General features: G+C 70.0%; 27 protein-coding genes. 10 read left to right on the forward strand and 17 right to left on the reverse strand.

Annotated elements, in window-relative coordinates; translation table 11 throughout:
* The first annotated feature begins 60 nt into the window (after nucleotides 1-60).
* From ACFPN9_RS10670 to hemA, 8 genes are read left to right on the forward strand one after another with little or no spacing between them, the layout of a single operon-like run.
* On the forward strand, nucleotides 61-381 hold the full coding sequence (locus ACFPN9_RS10670; protein ID WP_377816880.1) for a PucC family protein: 321 nt from the start codon (nucleotides 61-63) through the stop codon (nucleotides 379-381).
* 39 nt (nucleotides 382-420) lie between these two features.
* Nucleotides 421-1,197: a photosynthetic reaction center subunit H gene (puhA, locus tag ACFPN9_RS10675; protein ID WP_197426728.1), complete on the forward strand. Its 777-nt coding sequence runs from the start codon at nucleotides 421-423 to the stop codon at nucleotides 1,195-1,197.
* Nucleotides 1,194-1,856, forward strand: a complete 663-nt coding sequence (gene puhB, locus ACFPN9_RS10680; RefSeq protein WP_066726421.1) for a photosynthetic complex putative assembly protein PuhB — start codon at nucleotides 1,194-1,196, stop codon at nucleotides 1,854-1,856. Before puhA ends, puhB begins: the two co-directional genes overlap by 4 nt.
* A 10-nt stretch (nucleotides 1,857-1,866) precedes the next feature.
* Nucleotides 1,867-2,340, forward strand: coding sequence for a photosynthetic complex assembly protein PuhC (gene puhC, locus ACFPN9_RS10685; RefSeq protein WP_066726425.1), 474 nt, complete (start codon nucleotides 1,867-1,869; stop codon nucleotides 2,338-2,340).
* On the forward strand, nucleotides 2,337-2,657 hold the full coding sequence (locus ACFPN9_RS10690; protein WP_066726428.1) for a hypothetical protein: 321 nt from the start codon (nucleotides 2,337-2,339) through the stop codon (nucleotides 2,655-2,657). The genes puhC and ACFPN9_RS10690 overlap by 4 nt, the downstream gene beginning before the upstream one ends.
* Entirely contained in the window at nucleotides 2,654-3,733 is a 1,080-nt protein-coding gene (gene acsF, locus ACFPN9_RS10695; RefSeq protein ID WP_066726431.1) for a magnesium-protoporphyrin IX monomethyl ester (oxidative) cyclase, read from the forward strand. Before ACFPN9_RS10690 ends, acsF begins: the two co-directional genes overlap by 4 nt.
* Nucleotides 3,734-3,747: 14 nt before the next feature.
* Nucleotides 3,748-4,608 carry a putative photosynthetic complex assembly protein PuhE gene (gene puhE / locus ACFPN9_RS10700; protein ID WP_082735491.1) on the forward strand — a complete coding sequence of 287 codons (861 nt, stop codon included), beginning with the start codon at nucleotides 3,748-3,750 and terminating at the stop codon, nucleotides 4,606-4,608.
* Nucleotides 4,609-4,636: 28 nt separating this feature from the next.
* Nucleotides 4,637-5,848 carry a 5-aminolevulinate synthase gene (hemA, locus tag ACFPN9_RS10705; protein WP_066726436.1) on the forward strand — a complete coding sequence of 404 codons (1,212 nt, stop codon included), beginning with the start codon at nucleotides 4,637-4,639 and terminating at the stop codon, nucleotides 5,846-5,848.
* A 194-nt stretch (nucleotides 5,849-6,042) separates the two neighbouring features.
* On the opposite strand, the gene pufM is transcribed toward hemA, so the two are convergent.
* From pufM to ACFPN9_RS10760, 11 genes are all read right to left on the reverse strand, one after another.
* The gene (gene pufM, locus ACFPN9_RS10710; protein ID WP_066726445.1) at nucleotides 6,043-7,011 is read right to left on the reverse strand and encodes a photosynthetic reaction center subunit M; all 969 of its coding nucleotides are present in this window, start codon (nucleotides 7,009-7,011) and stop codon (nucleotides 6,043-6,045) included.
* A gap of 69 nt (nucleotides 7,012-7,080) precedes the next feature.
* Nucleotides 7,081-7,905 carry a photosynthetic reaction center subunit L gene (pufL, locus tag ACFPN9_RS10715; protein ID WP_066726447.1) on the reverse strand — a complete coding sequence of 275 codons (825 nt, stop codon included), beginning with the start codon at nucleotides 7,903-7,905 and terminating at the stop codon, nucleotides 7,081-7,083.
* Nucleotides 7,906-8,032: 127 nt separating this feature from the next.
* Nucleotides 8,033-8,233 carry a light-harvesting antenna LH1, alpha subunit gene (gene pufA, locus ACFPN9_RS10720; RefSeq protein ID WP_066726450.1) on the reverse strand — a complete coding sequence of 67 codons (201 nt, stop codon included), beginning with the start codon at nucleotides 8,231-8,233 and terminating at the stop codon, nucleotides 8,033-8,035.
* Between the two features lie 15 nt (nucleotides 8,234-8,248).
* On the reverse strand, nucleotides 8,249-8,467 hold the full coding sequence (gene pufB, locus ACFPN9_RS10725) for a light-harvesting antenna LH1, beta subunit (protein WP_066726453.1): 219 nt from the start codon (nucleotides 8,465-8,467) through the stop codon (nucleotides 8,249-8,251).
* Nucleotides 8,468-8,596: 129 nt separating this feature from the next.
* Complete coding sequence (locus ACFPN9_RS10730; protein WP_066726456.1) at nucleotides 8,597-8,833, reverse strand: hypothetical protein; 237 nt, start codon at nucleotides 8,831-8,833, stop codon at nucleotides 8,597-8,599.
* Between the two features lie 67 nt (nucleotides 8,834-8,900).
* The gene (gene bchZ / locus ACFPN9_RS10735; RefSeq protein ID WP_066726461.1) at nucleotides 8,901-10,352 is read right to left on the reverse strand and encodes a chlorophyllide a reductase subunit Z; all 1,452 of its coding nucleotides are present in this window, start codon (nucleotides 10,350-10,352) and stop codon (nucleotides 8,901-8,903) included.
* Nucleotides 10,352-11,890, reverse strand: coding sequence for a chlorophyllide a reductase subunit Y (bchY, locus tag ACFPN9_RS10740; protein ID WP_066726464.1), 1,539 nt, complete (start codon nucleotides 11,888-11,890; stop codon nucleotides 10,352-10,354). Before bchY ends, bchZ begins: the two co-directional genes overlap by 1 nt.
* A gap of 8 nt (nucleotides 11,891-11,898) precedes the next feature.
* A complete protein-coding gene (locus ACFPN9_RS10745) occupies nucleotides 11,899-12,870 on the reverse strand; it encodes a chlorophyllide a reductase iron protein subunit X (RefSeq protein ID WP_066726476.1) in 972 nt (323 codons plus the stop codon).
* A 41-nt stretch (nucleotides 12,871-12,911) separates the two neighbouring features.
* Nucleotides 12,912-13,844, reverse strand: coding sequence for a chlorophyll synthesis pathway protein BchC (gene bchC / locus ACFPN9_RS10750; RefSeq protein WP_066726467.1), 933 nt, complete (start codon nucleotides 13,842-13,844; stop codon nucleotides 12,912-12,914).
* A 109-nt stretch (nucleotides 13,845-13,953) separates the two neighbouring features.
* Nucleotides 13,954-15,108, reverse strand: coding sequence for a methyltransferase (locus ACFPN9_RS10755; RefSeq protein WP_348626288.1), 1,155 nt, complete (start codon nucleotides 15,106-15,108; stop codon nucleotides 13,954-13,956).
* Between the two features lie 14 nt (nucleotides 15,109-15,122).
* Nucleotides 15,123-15,992 (reverse strand): polyprenyl synthetase family protein, encoded by an 870-nt coding sequence (locus ACFPN9_RS10760; RefSeq protein WP_066726471.1) that lies wholly within the window; start codon nucleotides 15,990-15,992, stop codon nucleotides 15,123-15,125.
* 96 nt (nucleotides 15,993-16,088) lie between these two features.
* Here ACFPN9_RS10760 and crtD point away from each other — a divergent pair, with 96 nt between their 5' ends.
* Together crtD and ACFPN9_RS10770 are read left to right on the forward strand one after the other, a co-directional pair.
* Nucleotides 16,089-17,627: a 1-hydroxycarotenoid 3,4-desaturase CrtD gene (gene crtD / locus ACFPN9_RS10765; RefSeq protein WP_066726473.1), complete on the forward strand. Its 1,539-nt coding sequence runs from the start codon at nucleotides 16,089-16,091 to the stop codon at nucleotides 17,625-17,627.
* Entirely contained in the window at nucleotides 17,579-18,496 is a 918-nt protein-coding gene (locus ACFPN9_RS10770; protein WP_067254810.1) for a hydroxyneurosporene synthase, read from the forward strand. The genes crtD and ACFPN9_RS10770 overlap by 49 nt, the downstream gene beginning before the upstream one ends.
* On the opposite strand, the gene ACFPN9_RS10775 is transcribed toward ACFPN9_RS10770, so the two are convergent.
* From ACFPN9_RS10775 to ACFPN9_RS10800, 6 genes are read right to left on the reverse strand one after another with little or no spacing between them, the layout of a single operon-like run.
* The gene (locus ACFPN9_RS10775; RefSeq protein WP_156446480.1) at nucleotides 18,474-18,650 is read right to left on the reverse strand and encodes a hypothetical protein; all 177 of its coding nucleotides are present in this window, start codon (nucleotides 18,648-18,650) and stop codon (nucleotides 18,474-18,476) included. The genes ACFPN9_RS10770 and ACFPN9_RS10775 overlap by 23 nt on opposite strands.
* Nucleotides 18,651-18,665: 15 nt before the next feature.
* Nucleotides 18,666-19,736: a phytoene/squalene synthase family protein gene (locus ACFPN9_RS10780; RefSeq protein WP_066718830.1), complete on the reverse strand. Its 1,071-nt coding sequence runs from the start codon at nucleotides 19,734-19,736 to the stop codon at nucleotides 18,666-18,668.
* A complete protein-coding gene (locus ACFPN9_RS10785) occupies nucleotides 19,717-21,261 on the reverse strand; it encodes a phytoene desaturase (protein WP_066718827.1) in 1,545 nt (514 codons plus the stop codon). The genes ACFPN9_RS10780 and ACFPN9_RS10785 overlap by 20 nt, the downstream gene beginning before the upstream one ends.
* Nucleotides 21,255-22,148, reverse strand: coding sequence for an alpha/beta fold hydrolase BchO (gene bchO, locus ACFPN9_RS10790; RefSeq protein ID WP_066734783.1), 894 nt, complete (start codon nucleotides 22,146-22,148; stop codon nucleotides 21,255-21,257). Before bchO ends, ACFPN9_RS10785 begins: the two co-directional genes overlap by 7 nt.
* Nucleotides 22,145-23,917, reverse strand: a complete 1,773-nt coding sequence (locus ACFPN9_RS10795; RefSeq protein ID WP_066720209.1) for a magnesium chelatase subunit D — start codon at nucleotides 23,915-23,917, stop codon at nucleotides 22,145-22,147. Before ACFPN9_RS10795 ends, bchO begins: the two co-directional genes overlap by 4 nt.
* Nucleotides 23,914-24,858: a magnesium chelatase ATPase subunit I gene (locus ACFPN9_RS10800; protein WP_067254807.1), complete on the reverse strand. Its 945-nt coding sequence runs from the start codon at nucleotides 24,856-24,858 to the stop codon at nucleotides 23,914-23,916. Before ACFPN9_RS10800 ends, ACFPN9_RS10795 begins: the two co-directional genes overlap by 4 nt.
* Between the last annotated feature and the right edge of the window lie 50 nt (nucleotides 24,859-24,908).

The raw sequence follows: 24,908 nt of genomic DNA on the forward strand, positions 1-24,908 counted from the left end.
AGTGGCTGGGGTCCACATCGCTCGCTCCAAGATGGCCTGAACAACCCCTTGGAATCACGAGTGCCCCAGTCGCTCAACCCTTTCGGGACGGGCTCTCAGGCCGGGCTCGCCGTCGGCATCTGGGGTGCCGCCCAGGCAACCGCCGCAGGGCTTGCCATCGCGCTCGGCGGCGCCATCCGGGACGGTTTCGCGGCGCTCGCGAGCAGCGGCACGCTGGGACCGGGCCTGGCCGAGCCGGCGGCCGCCTATCACGCCGTCTATCACATCGAGGTCGCGCTGCTCTTCGCCACGCTGGTCGCCATCGGCCCGCTGGTGCGAAGCGCTGCCGTCGCACGGCCTCTCCCCGCGACACGGTTCGGCCTGGCGGAGTTTCCAGGATGACCGCGACCCGAACGAAGACCCTGCAAGGAGGGCTCTCTGATGCGTGAGATCATGGGATATATCGACGTCGCCCAGGTCACGATCTGGCTGTTCTGGATCTTCTTCGCCGGGCTCGTGGTCTATCTGCGCCGCGAGGACCGGCGCGAGGGCTACCCGCTCGAATCCGACACCCATCCCGGCAAGTTCCTGCCGCCGAGCCTGGTCTTCTTCCCGGCGCCCAAGACCTTCCACCTCTCCAACGGCACCACCGTCCAGGCACCGAACGGTCGCCCCGACGGCCGGGTGCTGGCGGCGCGGCCGACGGCGAAATTCCCCGGCGCGCCGCTGGCCCCCACCGGCGCCAATCCGATGCTGGACTCGATCGGCCCCGGCTCCTGGGCGGAGCGGGTCGACGCGCCGGAGATGAGCTACGACAACCACATCAAGATCCTGCCCGTTCGCGTCGCCACCGGCTACGCGGTCTCGGCCGAGGAAGATCCCCGCGGCTACGACGTCATCGGCGCGGACATGAAGGTGGCCGGCAAGATCGTCGATCTCTGGGTCGACCGCTCGGAGGCGCTGCTGCGCTATTTCGAGGTCGCCCTCCCGAACGGACGCAACGTGTTGCTGCCGGTGACCTTCTCCGACATCAAGCGCGGCGTGAAGCCGGGCGTCGGGCGGATCAAGGTCGAGGCGCTGCTGGCGAGCCAGTTCGCCGATGTGCCGGCGCTCCGCAAGCCCGACTCCGTGACCCGGCTCGAGGAGGAAAAGATCTGCGCCTATTACGGCGCCGGCACCCTCTATGCGACGCCGCACCGTGCGGAGCCGCTGCTATGAGCCAGGACGATTTCGCCTTCGAGCCGGTCCCCGGCCTGCCTGCCCTGCCCCCGGAGGGCGAGACCATCCTCTGGCAAGGGGGGCCCGACTGGCGGGGCCTCGCCTGGCGCGCCTTCCATCTGCGCGAGGTCACCTGCTATTTCGGCGCCCTCGTCGCGGCACAGCCGGTGCTGGCCCTGGTTCAGGGCACGCCGCTCGCGGCCACGCTGCTGCCGATGACCTGGCTGACGCTCGCCGGCAGCATCGCCGCCGGCCTCCTCGCAGGGCTCGCCTTCCTCGCGGCGCGCGGCACGGTCTACACCATCACCAGCCGGCGCCTCGTGCTCCGCTTCGGCATCGCCCTGCCGATGACGATCAACCTGCCCTTCGCGCTCGTCGCGCAGGCGGGGCTGAAGCTGCGTCGCGGCGGCAGCGGCGACATTCCGGTCGGCCTCGTGCCGGGCGAGCGCATTTCCTACATCGTGCTCTGGCCCCATGCCCGGCCCTGGCGGCTCGCCCGTCCGGAACCGATGCTGCGCGAATTGCCCGAGGCCGAGCGCGCCGCCGGCATCCTCGCCCGCGCGCTCGCCACCCATGCCGGCAGCGCGGTCTCCCTGCCCCAGCCCGCGACCGCCGCCAATGATGCGCGCCTGCCGCAGGGCATGGCCGCCGCGAGCTGAGGAGGCGGCGATGAGCGACACGGCCCTTCCCCCACCCGCCTCGGCCAGCCTGTCGCCGCCGCGCTGGGCTCTGGTCGGCATGGCGGTGCTCGCTGTCGCGACGATCGCCATCGCCGGCCTCGCGCGCCAGACCGGCATCGGCGCCACCGGGATCCCCGACAGCCCGACCATTGCCATGGCCGATCTGCGCTTCGAGGACCGGGAGGACGGTTCGGTCCTCGTCCGCGACGGCGCCGGCCGGGAACTCGAGACCATCGCCGTCGGCGCCGACGGCTTCATCCGCGGCACGATGCGAAGCCTGGCGCGCCAGCGCAAACAGGCCGGCCTGCCGCGGGACCTGCCCTTTCGTCTGGAACGCCGCGAGAACGGTCGGCTCAGCCTGAGCGATCCCGCCACCGGCGGACGCATCGAGCTCGACGCCTTCGGCCCCGGCAACGCCGCCACCTTCGCGCGCTTCCTGTCCTCCCGGGAGAACCGCCCATGACCGATTTCACGTTGACGGACAGAACCATGGCCGAGCCGAAGCAGTTCGACGTCGGCTGTACCATCGAGGTGTCCCATACCTTCGAGAGCCTGCACGCCCATGTGACGCTCGACGGCGACATCAAGATCCGCCCCGGCGACGAAGTCATCGTCCATGGCGAGCCGATCAAGGTCCCTTACGGCGAGGTCCAGACCTTCCGCCGCATCGCGACGGTGAAGCGCGCCGGCTGGCTCGAGCAGCTCTGGACCAAGATCTCCGGACGCGCCGAATTCATGGAGCTTCTCGAATTCAGCTTCTCGGAAAGGAGCAAGCTATGACTGCCGCAACCTTCCCGGCCGGCGCCATGCGCGAGGCCCCCAACGAAGCCACCCGCATGGCCCAGCAGGACACGATGCTGACGCCGCGCTTCTACACCACCGATTTCGACGAGCTCGACAAGATCGACGTCACGCCGGTGCGGGCCGAATGGGACGTGCTGATCGCCGAGATGAAGAGCGACCCCAACAAGGGCCACTTCACCCGCAACGCCGACTGGAAGCTGGAGCTCGAGAAGATCCCCGAGCCGCTGCGCAAGGAGTTCATCGACTTCCTCGTGTCGTCGCTGACGGCCGAGTTCTCCGGCTGCGTCCTCTATGCAGAGATGCGCAAGCGCGGCACCAATCCCGACATCTGCGAGCTGTTCAAATACATGAGCCGCGACGAGGCCCGCCATGCCGGCTTCATCAACGACGCGCTCAAGGAGTTCAGCATCGGCGTCGATCTCGGATTCCTGACGAAGGCCAAGAAATACACCTTCTTCAAGCCGAAATTCATCTTCTACGCGACCTATCTCTCCGAGAAGATCGGCTACGCCCGCTACATCACCATCTTCCGGCACCTCGAGCGCCATCCCGACAAGTGCTTCCACCCGATCTTCCGGTGGTTCCGGGAGTGGTGCAACGACGAGTTCCGCCATGGCGAGGCCTTCTCGCTGCTGATGCGGGCCAACCCGCATCTGCTGACCGGCGGCAACAAGCTCTGGGTGCGCTTCTTCCTGCTCGCCGTTTACGCGACGATGTATGTGCGCGACCATGTCCGGCCGGAGTTCCACAAGGCGCTCGACATCGACCCGACGGAGTATGATTTCGAGGTCTACCGCATCACCTCGGAAATCTCCCGCCAGGTCTTCCCGGTCGTCCTCGACACGGACAACCCGAAGTTCCGCGCCGGGCTGGAACGCGTTCGCATCCTCGCCGGCAAGATCGCCGAATCGTCCGAACAGGGTGGTTTGGCCGCGCAGATCCGGATGCGCGCCTATCAGGCCCAGGTCGGCTATGCGCTGCTGAAACTCTATATGCTGCCGACCATCAAGAACGAGATCCCGCTCACCAGCCGGCTGCAGCCGGCCTATTGAAGGGAGCCTTCGTCTTGGTCACCTATGGGCTGCCGATCGTCGCGACCTTGATCGCCTGGTGGTTCTCCACCGGGGCGATCCTCTATCTCGACGGGCTGCCGAAGGCGACCTTCCGCTGGAGCCTGGCGGGCGCCACGCTCGCTTTGCTTGCTGCCTTCTGGGGACTGGCCGCCACCGCCGGCGACACCAGCGTCGCCGGCGCCTATCTCGCCGTGTTCAGCGCCCTCGTCGTCTGGGGCTGGAACGAGCTCGCCTTCCTGCTCGGCTATGTCGCGGGGCCGAACCGCGCACCCTGCGACCCTGCGCTGCGGGGGCGCGCGCGTTTCGCCGCCGCGACCCGGGCGATCCTGCATCACGAGCTCGCCTTGCTCGCCTCCCTGGCACTGGTCGCGCTGCTCACAGCCGGCGGCGCCAACCGCTTCGGGCTCGCCACCTTCGCCCTGCTTTTCGCCATGCGGCTCTCGACCAAGCTCAACATCTTCCTCGGCGTGCCCAATACGACGGTCGAGTTTCTGCCCGACCACCTCGCCTATCTGAAGAGCCATTTTCGCCAGCGCGCGATGAACCTGCTGTTCCCGCTCTCGGTCACGGCCGCGACGCTGCTCAGCGCCTGGCTCGTCCACAGCGTCGTGCGCGCGAACGACCCTTTCTTGGTCACCGGCTTCGTTCTGCTGGCGACCTTCGCCGTGCTCGGCGTGATCGAGCACTGGTTCCTGGTGCTGCCGCTTCCGGTGGCCGATCTCTGGGCCTGGGGCCTGCGCTCGCGCGAAACCGCGGGCGCCGAACACCCGGCTGCCGGCGCCCGGCCTGTCCTGCCCCCCGCCACCGGCCTCGCGACTCCGCGCGCCGTTCCCCCGCCAACCCTCGTCGCATAGCGCGACAGCGCGCATCTGGAGGCCGCCGATGGATTACGAGATGTTCTTCCGCCAGGAACTCGACGGGCTCCACAAGGAAGGCCGGTACCGCGTCTTCGCCGATCTGGAGCGCAAGGCCGGGCAGTTTCCCCGCGCCACTTTCCATGGCACGGAGGGACCGCGCGACGTCACGGTCTGGTGCTCCAACGATTATCTCGGCATGGGCCAGAACCCCGACGTGCTCGCTGCGATGCATGGCGCGATCGACGGCTGCGGCGCCGGCGCCGGCGGCACGCGCAACATCAGCGGCACCAACCACTACCATGTGCTGCTCGAGCGCGAGCTCGCCGAGCTGCACGGCAAGGAAGCCGCGCTCCTGTTCAACTCCGGCTACATGTCGAACTGGGCCTCGCTCTCGACCCTGGCCTCCCGGATCCCGGGCTGCGTCGTCGTCACCGACGCGCTCAACCACGCCTCGATGATCGAGGGCATCCGCCATTCGCGGGCCGACAAGGTCGTCTTCGCCCATAACGATCCCGACGATCTGCGCCGCAAGCTCCAGGCCATCGATCCGCGCCGGCCGAAACTGCTCGCCTTCGAATCCGTCTACTCGATGGATGGCGACATCGCCCCGATCGCGGCGTTCTGCGATCTCGCCGAGGAATTCGGCGCCATGACCTATATCGACGAGGTCCATGCGGTCGGCCTCTACGGGCCGCGCGGCGGCGGCGTCACCGAGCGCGAGGGCCTGAGCCACCGGCTCGACGTGATCGAGGGCACGCTGGCCAAGGGCTTCGGCATCATGGGCGGATACATCGCCGCCAGCGCCGCGACCTGCGATTTCATCCGCAGCTTCGCCTCGGGCTTCATCTTCTCGACCTCGCTGCCGCCGGCGCTCGCCGCCGGGGCGCTCGCCTCGGTGCGTCACCTCAAGGCGAGCCAGACCGAGCGCGCCGGCCAGCAGGATCGCGTCGCCGCCGTGCGGGCCCGGCTCGACGCCGCCGGCATCCCGCACATGCCGAACCCCAGCCACATCGTCCCGGTGATGGTCGGCGATCCCGTGCTGTGCAAGCGCATCAGTGACGAGCTGCTCGAGCGCTTCGACATCTACGTCCAGCCGATCAACTACCCGACTGTGCCGCGCGGCACCGAGCGGCTGCGGATCACGCCGTCGCCGCTGCACGCCGACGCCGACATCGAGGCGCTGGTCGGCGCGCTGGCGGCGATCTGGGGCCAGGTGGGGCTGCGCCGCGCCGCCTGAAACGGATCTCCCGCTGCGGACACGACAAGGCCGGGCCCAGCGCCCGGCCTTTTCCGTTGGGAAGGTCCCCTTCGGCGTCCTGCGCAGGCTGCAAGCAACCCTCGGCCGACGCCCTGGCGGCATGAAAAAGGGAGGCCGTCGCCGGCCTCCCAGGGATCGTCCGCTCGTTCGCGGTCGAGGATCGCGCGGCGTGCTCAGGGCCGCGCGGGGGGAACCGGCGTCGCCGGCCACATCGTCGGATCGCTCGGGGCGAATTTGTGCTTGATCGCCCATTCGTACCAGTTGTCGACCGCCGTGCCGCTGAGCAGGATGCCGATGCCGCCGGTCAGCGTGCAGAGCACCGCGAACCACCAGGCCCAGCGATGGATCGACTCCATCGTGGCGTTGAAGCCCATCGTCCAGCGCCAGAACAGGGCGGCGCGCTCCGAGGCCGTGCCGCGGTCGACGATCTGCTCGATCTCGCGGTCGCCGCCATAGCGCGAGACCGCCAGGATCGTCGCGCCATGCATCGCGAAGAGCAGCGCCGAACCGTAGAGGAAGGCGATCGAGAGCGCGTGGAAGGGATTGTAGAAGAGGTTGCCGTAGCGCAGCGAGAAATTCTGCGTCCAGTCGAGATGCGGGAAGATGCCGAAGGGTACCGCCTCGCTCCAGCTCCCCATCAGCAGCGGCCGGATGAAGCCGAGCACGAGATAGAGCCAGATCGCCGAGGCGAAGGCCCATGCGACATGCGTTCCCATGCCGAGCGCCCGCGCCCGGTTATAGGTTCGCACCCACCAGAGCAGAATGGAGGTCGTCAGGAAGAAGCCGGCGAGCAGCCACCAGCCGCCCTCCTTCAGCGGCGGCAGGATGGTCAGCCCGTGCTGCGGCAGCGGCGGCGCGAGCTGGAGCCAGAACAGCTCGCGCACGAAGCGGATCGGATCCCAGTTCACCGAGGCCAGCATGTTGAGCCCGATGATCTCGAAGGCGATGATGCCGCAGACGATCGAGGTGACGCCGGTCCAGCCCAGATAGATCGGGCCGACCTGCGCGTCGCCGATCATGCCGAATAGATGCACGACGCGGGTCGCCGTCCCGCGGCGGGACCCACGGCTCGGGATCGGCACGCCGAGATCCGGTGCGCCATGGATCTGAACCCGGGTGAAGATGTTCTGGTAGGTGGCCATCGCCTTGATCCTTGAAGAACCGGGATGAGGAGGCCGCGGCGCGCCGCGGCCAGGCGTCGTGAGGCGGGTTCAGCGCCAGATCGAGAAGTGGCGCGACAGGTCCCACCATTCGGCCCAGCCCTCGCTCCAGTAGGGCCCGCTGATGACGATGCAGACCGCGCTCCAGAAGGAGGCCGAGACCGCCAGGAAGAGACCGAGACGGTGGATGCCGAGCGTGCCGATCGAATAGCCGATCGTGTCGCGGAAGAAGCTGTTCTCGTGCTCCGGCGTCTTCACCGGCTCGCCGCGCTTGGGATTCGTGGCCGAGAGGATCAGGCCGCCATGCAGCGACAGCGCCAGCGCGCTGGTGAAGAAGAAGCTCACCGCGATCATATGCGCCGGGTTGTAGTGGAACTGGAGATACTGGTACCCGACATTCGAGACCCATTCGAGATGGCTGAAGATCCCGTAGGGAAAGCCATAGGCCCAGGAGCCGAGCAGGAAGGGCCGGATGATCACCAGCGTCACATAGGCCAGGATCGCGAAGCCGAAGGCCACGGGCACGTGATAGCCCATGCCGAGCTTGCGGCAGATTTCGACCTCGCGCAGCGCCCAGGAGACGAAGGAGCCGGTCGCGCAGATCGTGATGATCTGCCAGAGCCCGCCTTCCTTGAGCGGCGCGAAGCGTAGCCCGTATTCCGGCGAGGGCGGGTTGATCGAGATCAGCCAGGGGTTCCAGGTCGGCCCGATCGCCGCGCCGTAGAACACCAGCGCCGTGCCCAGCGCCGCGAAGAACACCGTCGCGACGCCGAAAAAGCCGACATAGAAGGGGCCGACCCAGAAGTCGAAGAGATCGCCTCCGATCAGCGTGCCGCCTCTGACGCGGTATTTGCGTTCGAAATTGAGCAGAGCCATCGTCGCATCCCTCCGCGGGCGCCGGCATTCAGGGCCGCGCCTCGTCTGAACGGTGTGGTCCCGGCAGGGGCCGGTCGGAGCGGCAGACGGGACCGGGACGAATCCCGTACCCCGTCCACCAGTGTCGTCAGCCGATCCGCGAGATCGTCACATCCGAGGTCGGAGCCTCGATCTGCAGAACGGCGGCGGCCTTCCGCGGGCCTTCGATCCAGTTGAACCTGTTCGTAGAGAGCAGGATGAAGTGGATCAGGATCGCGAGCCCGAAGAGGAAGGTGAACAGCGCGATCAGCGTGCGACGCGGATCGAACAGCAGCCAGATTTTCCACATGGTTCCGCTCCTTTCTTATGAAATCAGCGAAACGGCGGTGGTCAGGGCCGTCTTCACGCCTTCATCGAGGGACGCATATCCGTTGGGTCCGGGCAGCCAGGGCCGCCATGACCAGACCAGGAAATGCGCGATCACGGCGATGACCGTGAAGGCGATGAAGCTCGTGATGAAGAAGCCGTGGAATTCCTTGGCTTCCGCTTCGGTCAACCCTGACAGTGAGTCTCTCTCTGTCATGATCTTCTCTCCTTTGGCCTTGCGGCCGTTACCGCACGAAGCCGTGCGGCTGGCTGCCGGGCTTCGACCCCCGGCAGTTCCTTCCGCCCGAAACCCGGGCGAAAGCGCGTGCCCCCTCGCGTCCTGGCCTCAGCCCATGAACATGAAGGGAATGGTGGCGTTGGCCTGGGCGCGCGCCTCGGCGACCAGCGAAATCCGGGGGCCGGCGGGAGCGGGGCGCAGCACCCTCTGCGCCAGCGCGGCGGCGAGGAAGAAGGGCATCGACAGGGTGGTCAGGCGCCGGCACATGCGCCGGTCGGAGGCCAGCGACTTCACCCGGCGCAGATGATCCTGCTCCGAATGGCGCGCGGTGAACTGCATGGTCATGCGTCTCTCCTCCCCTCGGGAACGGTTCTGCTGCGGCCGTCTCGCCGTCGATGCTGGCTCGGTGCGCTCATGCGAAGGCTCCTTCGCGACTGGCGACACGATCGAGATGGTCGGCCTGGACGCGGGCGGCGCCGGCCTGCCGGGCGCGGGCCTCGGCGGCATCGCGCAGGCGCTTGGCGGCGGAGATCCGCACCAGCACCGGCTGCCGCTCCAGGCAGTCCTCGAGCAGGGCTTTGGCCTCTTCCGACCAGGGCAGCTCGCGGTGCAGGCGCGCGGGCGTCGCCTCGACGGCGTCCATCTGCGTGCCCAGCGGCAGGATGTGGAAGAGCGCGTCGAACAGCGCGTTGCAGACCTCCTGGACCAGGTAGGTCGCGCCCGCATAGCCCATGAACGGCGTGCCGGTGTGCCGGCGGATCACCGCGCCGGGGAAGGAGGCGGGAATGTAGATCCCGCGCCCGCCGGCCTCGGCCATGTACATGCGCTCGTTGAACGAGCCGAACAGCACGAGCGGCGGCTTCTCCTTGAGCGAGGCGCGCACCGCGTCGTTGTCGGATTTCTGGCCCGCGCAGCGCGAGGCCGAGAAGGTGCAGGGCAGCCCCATCTCGGTCTCGAGGAAGTGGCGGATTCCGCGCGCATAGGTCTCGTTGGCGACGATGGCGAAGGAAGCCGTGCCGAAGAAGTCCTGCGTCACCGAGCGCCAGAGGTCCCAGAGCGGCTTGATCGTCGTGTGCTTCTCGCGCTCGATGAAGGGCTCGGGGTCGAGCCCGAGCAGCTCGCCCAGCGAGCGCAGGAAGGCGGTGGTCGAATGCAGCCCGATCGGCGCCTGCAGATAGGGCCGCTCGAGCGCCTCGCAGAGCAGCCGGCCATATTCGCGATAGAGGCAGACATTGACCTCGGCATCGGCCAGGCGCTGCACCTGCGCGAGATGCGAGCCGAGCGGGAAGGTCATGTGGACCTCGGCGCCGATGCCCTCGATCAGGCGGCGCACCTCGGCGAGGTCGGAGGGCATGTTGAACATGCCATAGGCCGGGCCGATGATGTTGACCTTGGGCTTCGCGCCCTCCTTGCGGGGCTTGGCCTTGGGAACGATGCCGCGCTTGGCGCCGTATTCGCCCCAGAGCCAGAACAGCGCGCGGTCGGCGCATTGCCACTGGTCCTCGTCGATCGTGCGCGGCAGGAAGCGCTGGATGTTGGTGCCTTCCGGCGTCACGCCGCCGCCGATCATCTCGGCGATCGAGCCGGTGACGACCACGCTCGGCAGATGCGGATCGAGCACCGCATTGGCGCGCTTCATTGCGCCTTCCGTGCCGTGCTGGCCGAGTTCCTCTTCGCCGAGACCGGTCGTAACGATCGGCAGTTCGTGCGGCGGCAGCGCGTCGGTGTAATGCAGCACCGAGGTCACCGGCAGGTTCTCGCAGCCGACCGGGCCGTCGATGACGACCTGCAGGCCCTTGATGGCGCAGAAGACGTAGACCGCGCCCCAATAGCCCCCGGCCCTGTCGTGATCCTGGATCAGCATCACGGAATCTCCTCGGCCGCCGCCTTCGCCTTGGCGGCGCGGCGGGCGAACTTCTCGCGGAAATCGGGATGCAGCTGCGGCGTGTCCTGCCAGGTGCCGGCGGTGTCGCCCTCGCCGACCCCGGCGAAGAAGGCCTTCATCGCGTCCATGCGGCCCTTGTTGCCGATGGCCGCGTTGACGACCTGGGCGAGCGAACCCGCGCCGGCGGGCCCGAAGAGCGGCCGCGCCGAGATCAGGTTGGTGAAGTAGAGCGAGGGGATGCCGAGCTGCTTGGCCTTCTGCACAACCGGCGTGGTGCCGATCGCGAGGTCCGGCTGGAACTCGGCCATCGCCGCCAGATCCTGCTCGAGCGTCGCACGGAAATTGACCATCACGCCGCGTGCCGCCAGCCACTCGCGGTCGGGCTCCGACCAGGGCGTGCGCGGGCAGGCGGTGCCGACATAGCGCAGATCGGCGCCGCTCTCGACGAGCAGCCGCGCCACCAGAAGCTCCGACCCCTCATAGCCCGAGAGCGTGATCCGGCCGCTGATCGGCATCGCCGAGAGCGCGCCACGGATCGCCGGGACGAGCCGGTTCTGCGCCGCCTCGACCAGGGGCTTGGCCACGCCGCAGGCCGCGCCGATCGCCGAAAGCCAGGCGACCGTGCCCTCGACGCCGACCGGGCCGGAGCCGACGATGCTGCGCCCCGCCGCTTCGAACTCGCGGATGGAAGCCGTGTAGAAGGGGTGGATCGCCGCGACGACCGCGCAGTCGAGCGCGGCATAGAGCTCGCGCCACTCCCGCGTCGGCACGACCGGGCCGGCCGCCAGCCCCAGCGGCTCCAGCATCATGCCGATGCCGACGGGGTCGGCCGGAAACATCTCGCCGAGCAGGGTCACCGTCGGGCGCTCCTCGCGCCCGGCGCGCGGCGCCTGGACCGGGCCGGCCTCGGCCTCCTTGCGAGCATAAGCCAGCATGGCGCCCGCCAGCACGTCCTTGGCCTCGGCATGGGTCGGCACGCCGAAGCCCGGCACGTCGATCCCGATGATGCGGACGCCGTTGATCTCCTTGGGCAGGAGCCGCAGCGGCACGCCCGAGGCCGAGGGCACGCAGAGATTCGTGACGACGATGGTGTCGTAGAGCGCGGGATCGGCCAGCAGGAACACCGCCTCGCGGATGTCCTCGAACAGCTTGCCCGTGACCAGCGTCTCGGAGTTAAACGGCACATAGCCGACCGAGCGCCGCGCGCCGTAGAAATGCGAGGTGAAGGTCAGCCCGTAGACGCAGCAGGCCGAGCCCGACAGCACCGTCGCGGTGCGCCGCATGCGCAGGCCCACACGCAACGAACCGAAGGCCGGGCACATGCTCTGCGGCTTGTCGTGCGGCCCGACCGGATAATCCTTCGCGAAGCGCTCCAGCATTTCGGCGTTGCCGGCCGCGGTGGCGGCGCTGCGCATCGCCTCCTGGCCGGAATGGCAGCCCAGCCCGTCGCCTGTCGTCGCCGCCGCGTTGATCGCGGGGGCGGAGGCGGCGTCGGGCAGGGGCTGATGCACGGTCATGATGCGCCTCAGACCTGGTCGTAGACGACTTCGAGGGTCGCCTTCTTGAGGGCGGAGGGGCCGCACATGTCTTCCAGCGTGGCGGGAACCAGCACGACGTCGCGGCCGGTGCTTTCGCTGGAGAACAGGCCCAGCAGCGCGTCCTGCGTCAGCGGCGCCGGCCGCACCGGCGGCGCCTCGGAGACGTTCAGTCCCAGTTCCTCGAACAGCGGCGCCCAGACATCGCCCGGCCGGCCGATGATCTCGTAATTGGCGCTCTTCTTGCGGATGTCATCATGGGCGGGGATGGCGGCGAGCACCGGAATCCCGACCTTGTCGCAGAAGGCCTGGGCCTCGCCGGTACCGTCATCCTTGTTGATGACCATGCCAGCGACGCCGACATTGCCGCCGAGCTTGCGGAAATACTCCACCGCCGAGCAGACATTGTTGGCGACGTAGAGGCTCTGCAGATCGTTGGAGCCGACGACGATGACCTTCTGGCACATGTCGCGGGCGATCGGCAGGCCGAAGCCGCCGCAGACCACGTCGCCGAGGAAGTCGAGCAACACGAAGTCGAAGCCCCAGTCGTGGAAGCCGAGCTTCTCCAGCAGTTCGAAGCCGTGGATGATGCCTCGCCCGCCGCAGCCGCGGCCGACCTCCGGCCCGCCGAGCTCCATCGCGTAGACGCCGTCGCGCTTGAAGCAGACATCGCCGATCTTCACCTCCTCGCCCGCCGCCTTCTTGCGCGAGGAGGTCTCGATGATCGTCGGGCAGGCCTTGCCGCCGAAGAGCAGCGAGGTGGTGTCGGATTTCGGATCGCAGCCGATCAGCAGGACCTTCTTGCCCTGCTGGGCCATCATGTAGCTGAGATTGGCCAGGGTGAACGACTTGCCGATGCCGCCCTTGCCGTAGATCGCGATGATCTGCGTGTCCTTGGTCGGGCCGGTCGTGACGACCGCGTCCTGCGGCTGGGCGGCCTCGTCGCGCAGGCGGGCGGCCATGGCGGCGGCGGGCGACGGGACGGGATTTCGGATCTGGATGTTCACGAGCAGGCACTCCAGTCCAGGATCATCTTGAGGCAGGACGGATCGCTGAAAGCGGTGCGATAGGCGGCCGGCGCATCGTTCGCCGGGGCGCTGTGGGTGATGAGCCCGTCCAGCGAGAGCCGTCCGTCGGCAATCAGCGTCATGACGATGTCGAGGTCGGTCTGGCGCCATTCGGCGGCGACGCGCAGCCGCGCCTCGCGCATGAAGGCGGGCGGGAAGGAAAAGGCGATCGGCTGGTCGTAGAAGCCCGCCAGCACGATCTCGCCCTGCGGCGCCAGCCTTGCGATCAGCGTGTCCAGCAGCGAGGCGTCGCCGCTGACGTCGCAGATCACGCGATAGTCCTTGCGGGCATCCGCCTCGGCGGAGACGACCGTGTAGCCTTGCGCCGGCGTCGCCCGCAGCGGGTTGCTTTCCCAGACGACCGGTTGGCCGCCATGGGCGAGAACGAGCCGGGCGAGCAGCCGTCCGAGCACGCCATGGCCGATGATCAACTCGGGAAGGGTGCCGCCGGCCAGCGCATGCTGGGCCGTGGCCGCGAGCGCCAGCAGCACGCCTGACGGTCCCAGTGTCTCGGGAATGGGTACGGCCTTGGCGCCCGCCACGACGAGATGGGAGGAAGCGCCGCCGAACAGGCCGCGCGCGTCCTTGAAGCCGCGCGAGCCGGGCACGAAGACGAGCTCGCCGACGCTGCGCCCGGAGGACTGGCCCGCCTCGACGACGCGGCCGACCGATTCATAGCCCGGCACCAGCGGATAGCCCATGCCCGGAAAGGGCGGCATGCGGCCCGACCAGAGCAGGCGTTCGGTGCCGGTCGAAATGCCGCTCCAGGCGGTCGCGACGACGACATCGCCATCCGCGGGCGCAACCAGTTCCAGTTGGCTGAGAACCAGATGCTCGGGCCTTTCGACGAGGACTGCCAGCGCATGCATCGGGAGCACTTTCGAGGTCGGGGAGCCAGCCGCCTGGCCGGGCTCCGTCACCTGAGTGTCAAGCTAGCGGAACAAGGTCATGTGTCAATCTTAAATTACACATACTGTGTCAGGCGGCGCGGGCGGTCAGGCCGCCGGTCAGCAGTGGCCGCCGCGTGCGCAGCGAGCGGATGTCGCTGAAGCCGGCCTCCCGGAGGAAAACCGTCAGTTCCGCGGGGCTGCGGGCGCGGCCGCTACCCATGGCGAGCAGATAGAAGGCGAAATAGGCCTCCGCCATGCGCCGGGTCGCGGGCGAGCCCGCCATCGGTTCGGCGATCAGCAGCGTTCCGCCCGGCGCGAGGGCGGCGCGCACCCGCCGCAACAGCGCACGCACCGCCGCGTCGTCATGGTCGTGCAGCACGCGGACCAGCGTCGCGAGATCGGCGCCTCCCGGCAGCGATTCGCGGTGCATGTCGCCTCCGGCAACTTCGGCGCGCAGCGAGAGTCCCTCCGCCGCGAAGCGCAGCCGCGCCCGCTCGGCCACCGCCGGCAGGTCGAACAGCATCAGCGCCGGCGCCGCAGCCTGGGCGGCGACGCGGCAGAGGAAGGCCCCCTCCCCGCCGCCGACATCGAGGATCCGGCGATGCTGCGAGAAGTCATAGGCCGCGAGGATGTCGTCGGCGACGAAATGCTGGGACTGCGCCATCAGCGCGCTATAGGCCGCGACGTCTGCGGGAGGCGCGGCCGCCGGCCGCTCGGCCGTCGCATAGGCCCAGTAGCCCGACAGCGCGGTGGGCCCGTTCTCGCCCCGCAGCAGCGCGAGCGGGTCGGCGAGATCGTCATAGAGCAGCCGGTGATGCGCGATCATGGCGCCGACGCCGGGATTGCCGAGCAGCGCGGCCCCCAGCATGGCGAGCCCGTAGCGTCCGCCGCTGCGCCGCTCGACCAGGTCGAGCGCGGCCGCGGCGCCGAGCAGACGCTCGGTCGCGGCCTCGGTCAGCGAGAGCCGGGGTGCCAGTTCGGCGGCGCTGCGGGGCGCCTCGTTGAGGATGCGGAACAGGTCGAGCTGGATGCAGGCCTGCAGCACCTGCGCGTAGACGAAGCCGGCGCAGAGATCGAACAGCGCCTGCGACTGCCGCTGCGCGATCGGCCTGGTCAGCGGAAAAGAGGCGGCGAAGCGCTGGAAGCGCGGGCTCGCCACCAGCCGGTTGCGCCATCCCGCCAACCGGTCGGCCAGCGAGACCGGCCGGGCCGGTTCCGCGACAGGCCCGGCGGCTGGGACCAAGGCCGGGGGCACGGTCAGGCCGCGCGGCGCTGCAGGCTCTCGGGCAGGAAGCTCTTGGCCGTCAGGCCGATCAGCGTGCCGAGATCCTGCCGGCCCGGACAGTCAGGGATGGCGGCGATCGCCTCCAGCACCAGCGCATCGAGATGCGCGATCGCCGGGCCGAGCCCATGGGCCAGCGCATAGTTCGGGCGCAGATGCGCGGCATCCTGCCCGCAGGGCTTGCCCAGTTCCTGCGGCGTAGCGGCGACGTCGCGGATGTCGTCGGCGACCTGGAAGGCCTCGCCGAGCTTTTCGCCCAGACCGCGCCAGTCCTGATGCGCAACGCCCGCCGCCGCCGCGCCGGCCATGGTGGCTCCGGCAAACAGCGCCCCGGTCTTGGCCTGGTGATAGAGCGCGCAGTCGATCGCGGGTTCCGATTCCCAGGCCTGCCCGGCCACGATCCCGCCGCGGCTGCCGACGGCGCCGCCGACGACCCGCAGCACCGTGCCGAGGCTCTGCGGCCGACGGGCCGGCGCCTCGGCCAGCGTCTCGAAGGCGAGCACGATTAGCGCGTCGCCCGCCAGCACCGCCAGCGGCTCGCCATAGGCCTTGTGCAGCGAGGGCTTCCCGCGCCGCATGTCGGCATCGTCGAAACAGGGCAGGTCGTCATGGACGAGCGAGGCGCAATGCAGGAACTCGATCGCCACTGCCGCCGCACTGGCCATGGCGGGATCGGCATCCTCGCAGGCCCGCGCCACGGCCAGCGTTAGCCGCGGGCGGATGCGCGCCCCGCCGGGAAACACGGCATGGCGCATCGCCTGGGCCAGCAGCGGGGGGCAGTTCTGACGATGCCCCGCGGCCAGCGCCGCCTCGAGGGTCTGTTCGATCCGTGTCCCGGTATCCATGCGACCCTCCGAATGAGCGTTCTTTCAAACTGACATTCTATGTGTCAATAAGAGTGGACAGTTTCGCAGTGAAGTCAACGGGCACGCGGAGAGCCAGTGGACACGGGACGCATCGTCGTCATCGGCGCGGGGATCGGCGGGCTGGTCTCGGCCCTGCTGCTCGCCGCACGCGGCCTTGACGTCACCGTGGTCGACCAGGCGGCGACCCCCGGCGGCAAGATGCGCGAAGTGGCCGTCGGCGGACGCAGGCTCGATGCCGGCCCGACCGTGATGACGATGCGCTGGGTCTTCGACCGCGTCTTCACTGAGGCTGGCGCGCAGCTCGACGATCACCTCACCCTGACCCCGGCTTCGATCCTCGCCCGCCACGCCTGGAGCGAGAACGAGCGGCTCGATCTCTTCGCCGACCGCGCGGCCTCGGCCGATGCGATCGCCGCCTTTGCCGGCCCCGCCGAGGGGCGCAACTACCTCGCCTTCTGCGACCAGGCGCGCGGCCTGCACGATGCGCTGAAGGACAGCTTCATGGCACGCGAGCGGCCGAGCCTGCTCGGGCTGGTGCAGCATGCCGGGATCGCCGGCCTGCGCCAGCTCTGGGGCGCGAGCCCCTTCGGCACGCTCTGGGACGCGCTCGGAAACAGCTTTCAGGATCCGCGCCTGCGCCAGCTTTTCGGCCGCTACGCCACCTATTGCGGCTCCTCCCCCTTCGCGGCGCCCGCGACGCTGATGCTGGTCGCCCATGTCGAGCAGGAGGGCGTCTGGCTGGTCGAGGGCGGGATGCACCGGCTCGCACGCACCCTGGCCGCGCTCGCCGAGGCGAAGGGCGCAACGCTGCGCTATGGCGAGGCCGTCAGCGAGATCCTCGTCGAAGGCGGTCGCGCCGCCAGCGTCCGCCTCGCCGGAGGAGAGGTCCTGCAGGCCGACGCGATCGTCAGCAATGCCGATGTGAACGCCATCGCCATCGGCCGCTTCGGCCGCGAGGCGAGCCGCCACGCGCCGCCGACGCGGCCAACGCAGCGCTCGCTCTCGGCGGTCACCTTCGCCATGGTCGCGCGCAGCTCCGGCTTCCCGCTGCAGCGGCACAACGTCTTCTTCTCGAACGACTACGCCGCCGAGTTCGAGGCGATTTTCCGCCAGGACCGGCTGCCCGGCGAGCCCACCGTCTATGTCTGCGCGCAGGATCGCGACGAGTCCGGCCATGGGCCGGACGGCCCCGAGCGCCTGCTCGTCCTCGTCAACGCCCCGCCGTGCGGCGACCGTGCCCGCTTCCCGCCAGAGGAGATCGAGTCATGCCTGCACAGGAGCCTCGCGCGGCTGGCGCAATGCGGGCTGGCGGTCTCCCCCCAGCCGGAAGCGACGCTGGCGACCCAGCCGGCGGATTGGGAGGCGCTGTTTCCCGCGACGGGGGGCGGTCTCTATGGCCGCTCGACCCATGGCGCGATGGCGAGCTTCGAGAGGCCGGGCTCGCGCAGCCGCCTGCCGGGGCTCTACTGGACGGGCGGCAGCGTCCATCCGGGGCCGGGCGTCCCGATGGTGGCGCTCTCGGGCCTGCTGGCCGTGCAGAGCCTCATGGCGGACCTCGCTTCGACATCCCGGTCCCGTCCGGCGGCTATGCCTGGTGGTATGTCGACGCGCTGAGCGACGACGGCCGCTACGGGCTCAGCATCATCGCCTTCGTCGGCAGCGTCTTCTCGCCCTATTACGCCTGGGCGCGGCGGCGCGGACGGCCCGACCCGCTGGATCATTGCGCGCTGAATGTCGGTCTCTACGGCCCCGGCGCCCGGCGCTGGACCATGACCGAGCGCGGCCGGCGTCATGTCGATGTCGCGCCTGAGCGCTTCCTTATCGGCCCCAGCGCCCTGCATTGGGATGGGTCGTCGCTGACCATCGCGATCGACGAGATCGGCATGCCGCTGCCGGTGCCCCGCCGCGTCCGCGGCACGGTCCGCGTCACGCCGCAGGCGATCACCGACCATGTCGTGACGCTGAACCCGGATGGCGCCCATCGCTGGTGGCCGGTCGCCCCGCTCTCGCGGGTCGAGGTCGACCTGAGCGAGCCCGATCTGAGCTGGAACGGGCCGGGTTATCTCGACATGAACCAGGGCGATGCGCCGCTCGCCGACGGTTTCCGGAGCTGGCACTGGTCGCGGGCCGCAACAGTCAACGGCGCCGCCGTTCTTTATGGCGGCACGCGCCGGGACGGCTCGGTCTTCGATCTCGGCTGGCGCTTCGACGGCGCCGGCAGCGCGACCCCCATCCAGCCGGGCCCAGTCGCCGCCCTCCCCGGGAGCGGCTGGCGGATCGCCCGCGAAACCCGCAGCGATCGTGGCCGGCCGGCCGTACTGGTCGAGACGCTGGAGGACACGCCCTTCTATGCGCGCTCGCTGGTGAAGACCTCGCTCGCGGGCGAGAGCGTCACGGCCATGCATGAAAGCCTGTCGCTCGACCGCTTCGCAAATCCGGTCGTGCAGGCGATGCTGCCCTTCAGGATGCCGCGGAGGTCTTGACCGCCGGCTCGGCGCCCGCTCGCGCGGCCTCCGCCGCCTTGGCGGCGTCCTTGGCCTTCTCGCGGCGCAGGTCCCAGAGCTGGTAGAAGCCGAAGCCGAGGCACAGCCCGAGCGTCAGGACCATCTCGGCGATGATCAGCGCACTGGACGACATCGGACGAACCCTCCCTCACGGCCCCCTGACGACGGAGCGCTCGACCCGGCCGAGACGCTCGAACATCTCGATCACCGCCGTCGCCCGGCCGACCAGATTCCACCATGCCGGAGGCGCACCGCGCAAGGCCGGGCGCGCCGCCTGCGACATTGCAGCCGACGCGACCAGATAGGCCGTGCCCGGCAGCGCAGGCGCGGCCAGATTGTCCGCCCCCGAGCCGGTGACGAGCGCGCCTGCAAGCAGCACGAGCTTGCGCCGCGCCGGCACGACAGCGCGCTGCGAGACACTGTCATGCCCGCGCCGCGCCACCTCATGCCCGATCTCGGCATAGATCGCCCGCGCCGCCCGGATGCCGGGGCGACAGCCAGCCGGCAAAGCCGCAATCCCCGCATCGGCACGCGCATAGAGCCGCTCCGCCTCCGCCAGCAGACGCACGACGACGGAGGCGAGCGCCGGCGTGAATTGCGGCCGGGCCAGGAAGGCCTCGGGGTCGATCCCCGCCTCGCGCAGCCAGGCGAGCGGCAGATAGATCCGCCCCATCGCCGCATCGGTGCCGACATCGCGGGCGACGTTGCTGAGCTGCATGGCCACCCCGAGATCCGCCGCCCGCGCCAGCACATCGGCCGAGCGCCGCTCCATCAGAACCGCCATCATCACGCCGACCGAGCCGGCGACGCGCGCCGCATAGCCGCAGAGCTCGTCCAGCGTCTCGTAGCGCTTGCCCTGCGCGTCCCAGGAGAGCCCCTCGATCAGCGCCATCACGACGCTGCGCGGCACGCCGAACCTGCGCACGGTCTCGGCGAAGGCGCGGTCGACCGGATGGTCGATAGGGCGTGCCGCATAGGCTCTCTCGACCCGCCGCTCCAGCCGCGCCACCGTCGCCGCATCGCCCGGACCTTCGTCGATCGCATCGTCCGCCAGCCGGCAGAAGGCGTAGAGCGCCGTCGCCGGCCGCCGGATCGCCCGCGGCAGCAAAAGCGCCGCCGCCCGGAAGGATTTCGAGCCGTCGCGGAGCATGCCGTCGCAGGCGGCGAAATCCTCCGCCGAGGGGCCCGCAAGACGCGGATCAGACCAGTCGGGTCGCATGAGGCACCACCGTATCGAGAATGGCTGCAGAGGAGAGGACGCCGGGCAGCCCGGCGCCGGGATGGGTCCCCGCGCCGACCAGATAGAGCCGGTCGACCTCCTCGCTGCGGTTGTGCGGCCGGAACCAGGCGCTCTGCAGCAGCCGCGGCTCCAGCCCGAAGGCCGCGCCATGGACCGAGAGCAGTTCGTCGCGGAAATCGGGCGGCGTCATCAGCCGCGAGCTGACGAGGCTGTCGCCGAGCCCCGGCAGCAGGGTCGCCTCGAGCCGTTGCTGGATGCGGGCCCGGAAAGGCTCGACCTCCGTCGCCCAGTCGGTGCCGCTCTGGAGATTGGGCACCGGCACGAGCGCATAGAAGGCGTCGCAGCCTTCGGGCGCGAGGGTGGGGTCGGTCGCCGTCGGACGATGCAGATAGAGGCTGAAATCCTGAGACAGCACCTTCCGCTCGAAGATGTCATCGACCAGCCCGCGATAGCGCGGGCCGAACAGGATGCTGTGATGGGGAACGCTGTCGTAGCGGCGGCGCGTGCCGAAATACCAGACCACGACCGACATCGAATAGCGCGCCCGCTTGAGCTTCGCATCGCTCCAGCGCTGGCGCGGCTGCGCCTTCAGCAGCGTGCCGTAGGTATAGGCGGCATCGGCATTGGAGACGACGACATCGGCGGCGATCGCCTGACCATCCGCCAGCCGGACCCCGGTCGCGGCACCGTGGGCCACGGTGATCTCCGCCACCTCCGCGCCGTAGCGCAGCGTCGCCCCCTGGCCCTCCAGCAGCTTTACCAGCCCCGCGACGAGAGCCCCCGTTCCGCCTTGCGCGAAATGAACGCCGAACTTGCGCTCGAGATGGATCACCAGCGCGTAGATCGCCGTCGTCGCGAAGGGATTCCCGCCGATGAAAAGCGGGTGGAAGCTCAGCGCCGTCCGCAGCCGCTCGTCGCGGACATGGCGTGCGGCGAGACCATAGACGCTGCGGTCGGCCCGCAGCCGCGCCATCGCGGGAAGGGCCTTCAGCATATCGACGAGCGTGCCGAAGGGCACATCCGCGAGCTGCTCGAAACCGACCCCGTAGATCGCCTCGGCATCGCGCATGAAGGCCTCGTAGCCGGCGGAATCGCCGGGCGCGAAGGCGGCGATCCGCGCGCGCATCTTCGTTTCGTCGCCGCAGCAGTCGAGGCTCGAGCCGTCCGCGAAGATCAGCCGGTAGAAGGGATCGAGCGCGGTCAGCCTGACATCGTCCTCCATCCGCCGCCCGCACAGCGCCCAGAGCTCTTCGAAGAGATGGGGCGCGGTGACGATCGTCGGCCCGGCATCGAAGGTGAAACCGTCCTGCCGGAACACGCGCGCCCGGCCGCCGGGCTGATCGAGCGATTCCAGCACTGTGACGCGGTAGCCCCGCGCGCCGAGCCGGATGGCGGCTGCGAGCCCGCCGAAGCCGGAGCCGATCACCACGGCATGGGGCCGACGGTCGGCCTCGGGCTGGCGGGTGCCGGCCCCCAGGCTCGGCGGATGAAGCTCGCTCAGCATGACGCGACCGCCTCCCTGTGGCGCAGCATCTCGGCGCCGATCAGCGCCGCGATCTCCGCCGGCTTTTCCTCATGGACGAGATGGCCCGCGCCCGGCACCGTCTCGATGCGCGCTTGGGGCAGGCGCCGCGCGACCTCGCGCGCATCGGCGGGCGGCACCGCCCGGTCGCCGGCGCCGACGACCAGCAGCACCGGCAGGTCGAGGCGGGGAAAACCCCGCCCCAGCGTCTCGAGGTCCCAGTTCGCCATCATCCCCAGCGTGGAGGCGACATGGACGCGGTTGGAGAACAGCCGCTGATAGAGTTCCTGACCGCGCGCATCGAGCCGCGAGCCAGTGCCCTCCAGCAATTGCGTCACCGCATCGGCACTCCCCGCCCGCCAGGCGAAGAAGCGCGGCACCAGCGGGTTGAGCACGAGCAGCCGCGCGACCGACGGAAAGAGCTGGGACGCCACGCCCCTGAACGGCAGCAGCGCACCGTTCAGGCTGATCAGGCAGGAGGGTGCGACGGCCCCGGTCAGCACCATCTGCATCGCAATGGCGGCGCCCGCGGAATGGCCGACGACACCCTCCGGCTCGACCCCGAGCTTGCCGAGCAGCGCGGCGAGCGAACGCGCCATCGCCGGGAGCGAGAGCCGGTCGCGCTCGGGCGCCTCGGTGAAGCCGTGGCCCGGCAAATCCGGCGCGACGACATGGAAATCGCGCGCCAGCAGCGGCAACAGATCGCGCCAGGAATGAGTCGAGGCACCGGTCCCGTGCAGCAGCAGGAGCGTCGGCCCCTGCCCCATCTCCTGCACATGCCAGGACAGGCCACCGGCCGCGACGAAGCGGCTGGCGGCGCGGTTCGGCCAGTCCCGCCCCTCGCTCGCCCAGGACAGCGCCGCGCTCATCGCGCGGCCGCCAGCGCCGCGCCGACGGCACGGCCGACGCCCGCCGCATCGGCCTGCGGCAGCGGCACATAGAGCCCGCCCATCGCCGCCGCGATTTCGGCTGCCTGCGGCTGCGGCTGCGGCGAGGTGTCGATCAGGATCGCGTTGAAGCCTTCGCCGCGCAGGCCCCGCGCGGCAGCCAGCGCGTCGGCCTGCGCCTGAGCCCGCCCCTGCTTTCCGGCGCGGTCGATATTGGCGCGGCCGTCGGTCATGAAGACCAGCGCCGGGGTGCGTCCCTTGCGCCGCACGGCGTCGGCCAGCGCAGAGGCGGCCTCGATGGCGGTGGCGAGCGGCGTGGCGCCGCCACCCGGCAGGCCCGACAAGGCCCGCTCGGCCGCGACCAGCGAACGTGTCGGCGGCAGCACGATCTCGGCTTCGCTGCGCCGGAAGGCGATCAGCGCCACCTCGTCACGCCGCACATAACACTCCGCCAGCAGCAGCCGGACGGCGCCCTTCGCCTCGGCGAGCCGCTGCAGCGCCGAGGAGCCGGAGGCATCGACGACGAACAGTGTCGCGGTTTCGCTGCGCTGCTTGTGACGCGCGACGCGGAAGTCCCCGCGGCGAACGATCAGCCCCTCGCGGCCCGCCATCGCCGCCTCGCAGCGCCGCAGCTTCTGCCAGGGGGCCGCCGCGCGCAGGGTCTCGACAACATCGAGCTTCGCCGCACCGCGCAGATCGCCCGCCTTCGAGCCGATGACACGGCCACGCCGCGCCACTTTCTGCATCTGCCCGGCCCGACCGGGAGCACGCGCCTTCACCCGTCCGCCGGAAGCGAGCAGCCGGGCGAGAAGCCCGGCCGGCAGGGCCGCACGCGCGGCGGCCAGCACGAGATCGTCGAGATCGCGCGGCGCCTCGCCGGAAGCGGTCTCGTCATCCGCGGGGGGCGGATCATCCTGCCGATCCGTCTGGGAATCCGGTTCGTCTTCCGGCACGGCGGGAAGTCGCGTCGCGCGCGGCGCCAGCACCAGTGCAGCGGCCAGCGCCGCGTCGGCCTCCGCTACCGTGTCGCGTCCGGCGAGGGCGGCGCTCAGCCGGGCCACCGTCACCGCCTGAAGCGCCGCACGGAAGGAGTCGATCCCCAGCGCGAAGGCGGCCGCGCACAGGCTGGCGAGCATGTCGTCGGCCATCGCAGCCGTCGGACGCGCGCGCGCAGCCGCGATCTCCGCAGGCGAAATGACCTCGGCCTCGATGTCGCGATGCGACAGCGCCGTCAGGTCAATCCGCAGGGCGAGCCGGTCGCCGAGCGCCGTGGGAAGCCGCTCCTCCTCAGAGAGGCCTTCATCGAGCGCCAGCACGCCGAAGCGGCTGGCCAGCGTCAGACCCAGCCCGTCGCGCTCGACGGTGACCGCACCGGCATCGAGCACGGCGGCGATGCGGGCTGCCGTCCCGATCTCGAGGCGCTCGGCCATCGCGATCACGACGATCCCGCCATTGGCCTCCACCAGCAGCCCGCGCTCGCCGACGGGGCGTCCCGCTGACAGCGTGGCCGCGAGATCGAGCCCGCCGAGCAGCCGCGCATCGCCGATGCCGGCCGGCATCTTCAGGAGCCGCCGATCCCCACTCAGGCTTGCCACCCGCTCAAGAAACGCGTCGCGCACCGGCCCGGCCGGTGCCCGCAAGGTCAGCCCGCCGATCGCGGCACCATCCAGCGCCAGAAGCGCGGCCGCCGTCTCGGCCAGCCGCCAGGGCGACAGCGCCGGACGCTCCGCACCGGCGCCGGCCGCGCTCACGGCCCGAACACCTCGGCCAGAGCGCGCTCGATCCGCACCGTCGAGCCGGCCTCGTCGAGCGGGTTGCGTCGCAGCCGGTGACGCAGCGCGACCGGAGCGACGCTGCGGATATGGCTGTCGCCGATCGCCATGTCGCCTTCCAACGCGGCGAAGGCACGCGCGGCCCGCATCAGCGTCAGCTCGCCCCGCAGCCCATCGGTGCCCAGATGCAGGCAGAGTTCGGCGACACGGCCGAGCGCGGCATCGGAGGTCTCGACCAGGGTCAGCCGCTTGCGGGCGGCTATGAGTTTCCGCCCCAGCGCCGCATCGGCCGCCCGCCATTGCGCCGCGAAGCCATGCGCATCGCGGTCATAGGCGTCGCGGCGCTTCACCACCGCGATGCGGGTGGGCAGATCGGCGGGCGTCGCGACCTCGACGGAGAGGCCGAACCGGTCGAGCAGTTGCGGGCGCAACTCGCCCTCTTCGGGATTGCCGCTGCCGACGAGGACGAAGCGCGCCGGATGGCGGATGCTCAGCCCCTCGCGCTCGACGACGTTTTCGCCCGAGGCCGCCACATCGAGCAGCACGTCGACGAGATGGTCCTCCAACAGATTGGCCTCGTCGATGTACAGGAACCCGCGATGAGCGCGTGCCAGCAGCCCGGGCTGGAAGGCCTTTTCGCCGCTGACCAGCGCCTTCTCCAGATCGAGCGCACCGACGACACGGTCCTCCGTCGCCCCCAGCGGCAGATCGACCACCGGCACCGGCACGAGATGGGTTTTCTGGCCGCGCAGGCCCGGCTGCGGGGCCCGGTGATAGGGATCGCCGACCACGGCGCGCATCGGCGGCAGCAGGGCGGCGAGCGCGCGTACGGCGGTCGACTTGCCGGTGCCGCGATCGCCGAAGATCAGGACGCCGCCAATGGTCGGGTCGATGGCCGCCAGCAGCAGGGCGCGCTTCATCTCCTCCTGCGCCACGATGGCGGAGAAGGGGAAGGGCGGCGGACGGCCAT

Source organism: Allobosea massiliensis (assembly GCF_042655245.1).
In the GTDB taxonomy this organism is placed as follows: domain Bacteria; phylum Pseudomonadota; class Alphaproteobacteria; order Rhizobiales; family Beijerinckiaceae; genus Allobosea; species Allobosea massiliensis.

Coding starts and splice junctions, on each gene's coding strand:
- hemA (WP_066726436.1), top strand. CDS start 4,637: ATGGATTACGAGATGTTCTTCCGCCAGGAACTCGACGGGCTCCACAAG.
- bchO (WP_066734783.1), bottom strand. CDS start 22,148: ATGAGCGCGGCGCTGTCCTGGGCGAGCGAGGGGCGGGACTGGCCGAAC.
- ACFPN9_RS10690 (WP_066726428.1), top strand. CDS start 2,337: ATGACCGATTTCACGTTGACGGACAGAACCATGGCCGAGCCGAAGCAG.
- ACFPN9_RS10800 (WP_067254807.1), bottom strand. CDS start 24,858: ATGAAGCGCGCCCTGCTGCTGGCGGCCATCGACCCGACCATTGGCGGC.
- ACFPN9_RS10760 (WP_066726471.1), bottom strand. CDS start 15,992: ATGGATACCGGGACACGGATCGAACAGACCCTCGAGGCGGCGCTGGCC.
- puhB (WP_066726421.1), top strand. CDS start 1,194: ATGAGCCAGGACGATTTCGCCTTCGAGCCGGTCCCCGGCCTGCCTGCC.
- puhC (WP_066726425.1), top strand. CDS start 1,867: ATGAGCGACACGGCCCTTCCCCCACCCGCCTCGGCCAGCCTGTCGCCG.
- ACFPN9_RS10780 (WP_066718830.1), bottom strand. CDS start 19,736: ATGCGACCCGACTGGTCTGATCCGCGTCTTGCGGGCCCCTCGGCGGAG.
- puhA (WP_197426728.1), top strand. CDS start 421: ATGCGTGAGATCATGGGATATATCGACGTCGCCCAGGTCACGATCTGG.
- ACFPN9_RS10730 (WP_066726456.1), bottom strand. CDS start 8,833: ATGACCATGCAGTTCACCGCGCGCCATTCGGAGCAGGATCATCTGCGC.
- pufM (WP_066726445.1), bottom strand. CDS start 7,011: ATGGCCACCTACCAGAACATCTTCACCCGGGTTCAGATCCATGGCGCA.
- ACFPN9_RS10745 (WP_066726476.1), bottom strand. CDS start 12,870: ATGGCCGCCCGCCTGCGCGACGAGGCCGCCCAGCCGCAGGACGCGGTC.
- ACFPN9_RS10785 (WP_066718827.1), bottom strand. CDS start 21,261: ATGCTGAGCGAGCTTCATCCGCCGAGCCTGGGGGCCGGCACCCGCCAG.
- acsF (WP_066726431.1), top strand. CDS start 2,654: ATGACTGCCGCAACCTTCCCGGCCGGCGCCATGCGCGAGGCCCCCAAC.
- bchY (WP_066726464.1), bottom strand. CDS start 11,890: ATGACCGTGCATCAGCCCCTGCCCGACGCCGCCTCCGCCCCCGCGATC.
- bchZ (WP_066726461.1), bottom strand. CDS start 10,352: ATGCTGATCCAGGATCACGACAGGGCCGGGGGCTATTGGGGCGCGGTC.
- pufL (WP_066726447.1), bottom strand. CDS start 7,905: ATGGCTCTGCTCAATTTCGAACGCAAATACCGCGTCAGAGGCGGCACG.
- ACFPN9_RS10775 (WP_156446480.1), bottom strand. CDS start 18,650: ATGTCGTCCAGTGCGCTGATCATCGCCGAGATGGTCCTGACGCTCGGG.
- bchC (WP_066726467.1), bottom strand. CDS start 13,844: ATGCATGCGCTGGCAGTCCTCGTCGAAAGGCCCGAGCATCTGGTTCTC.
- pufB (WP_066726453.1), bottom strand. CDS start 8,467: ATGACAGAGAGAGACTCACTGTCAGGGTTGACCGAAGCGGAAGCCAAG.
- pufA (WP_066726450.1), bottom strand. CDS start 8,233: ATGTGGAAAATCTGGCTGCTGTTCGATCCGCGTCGCACGCTGATCGCG.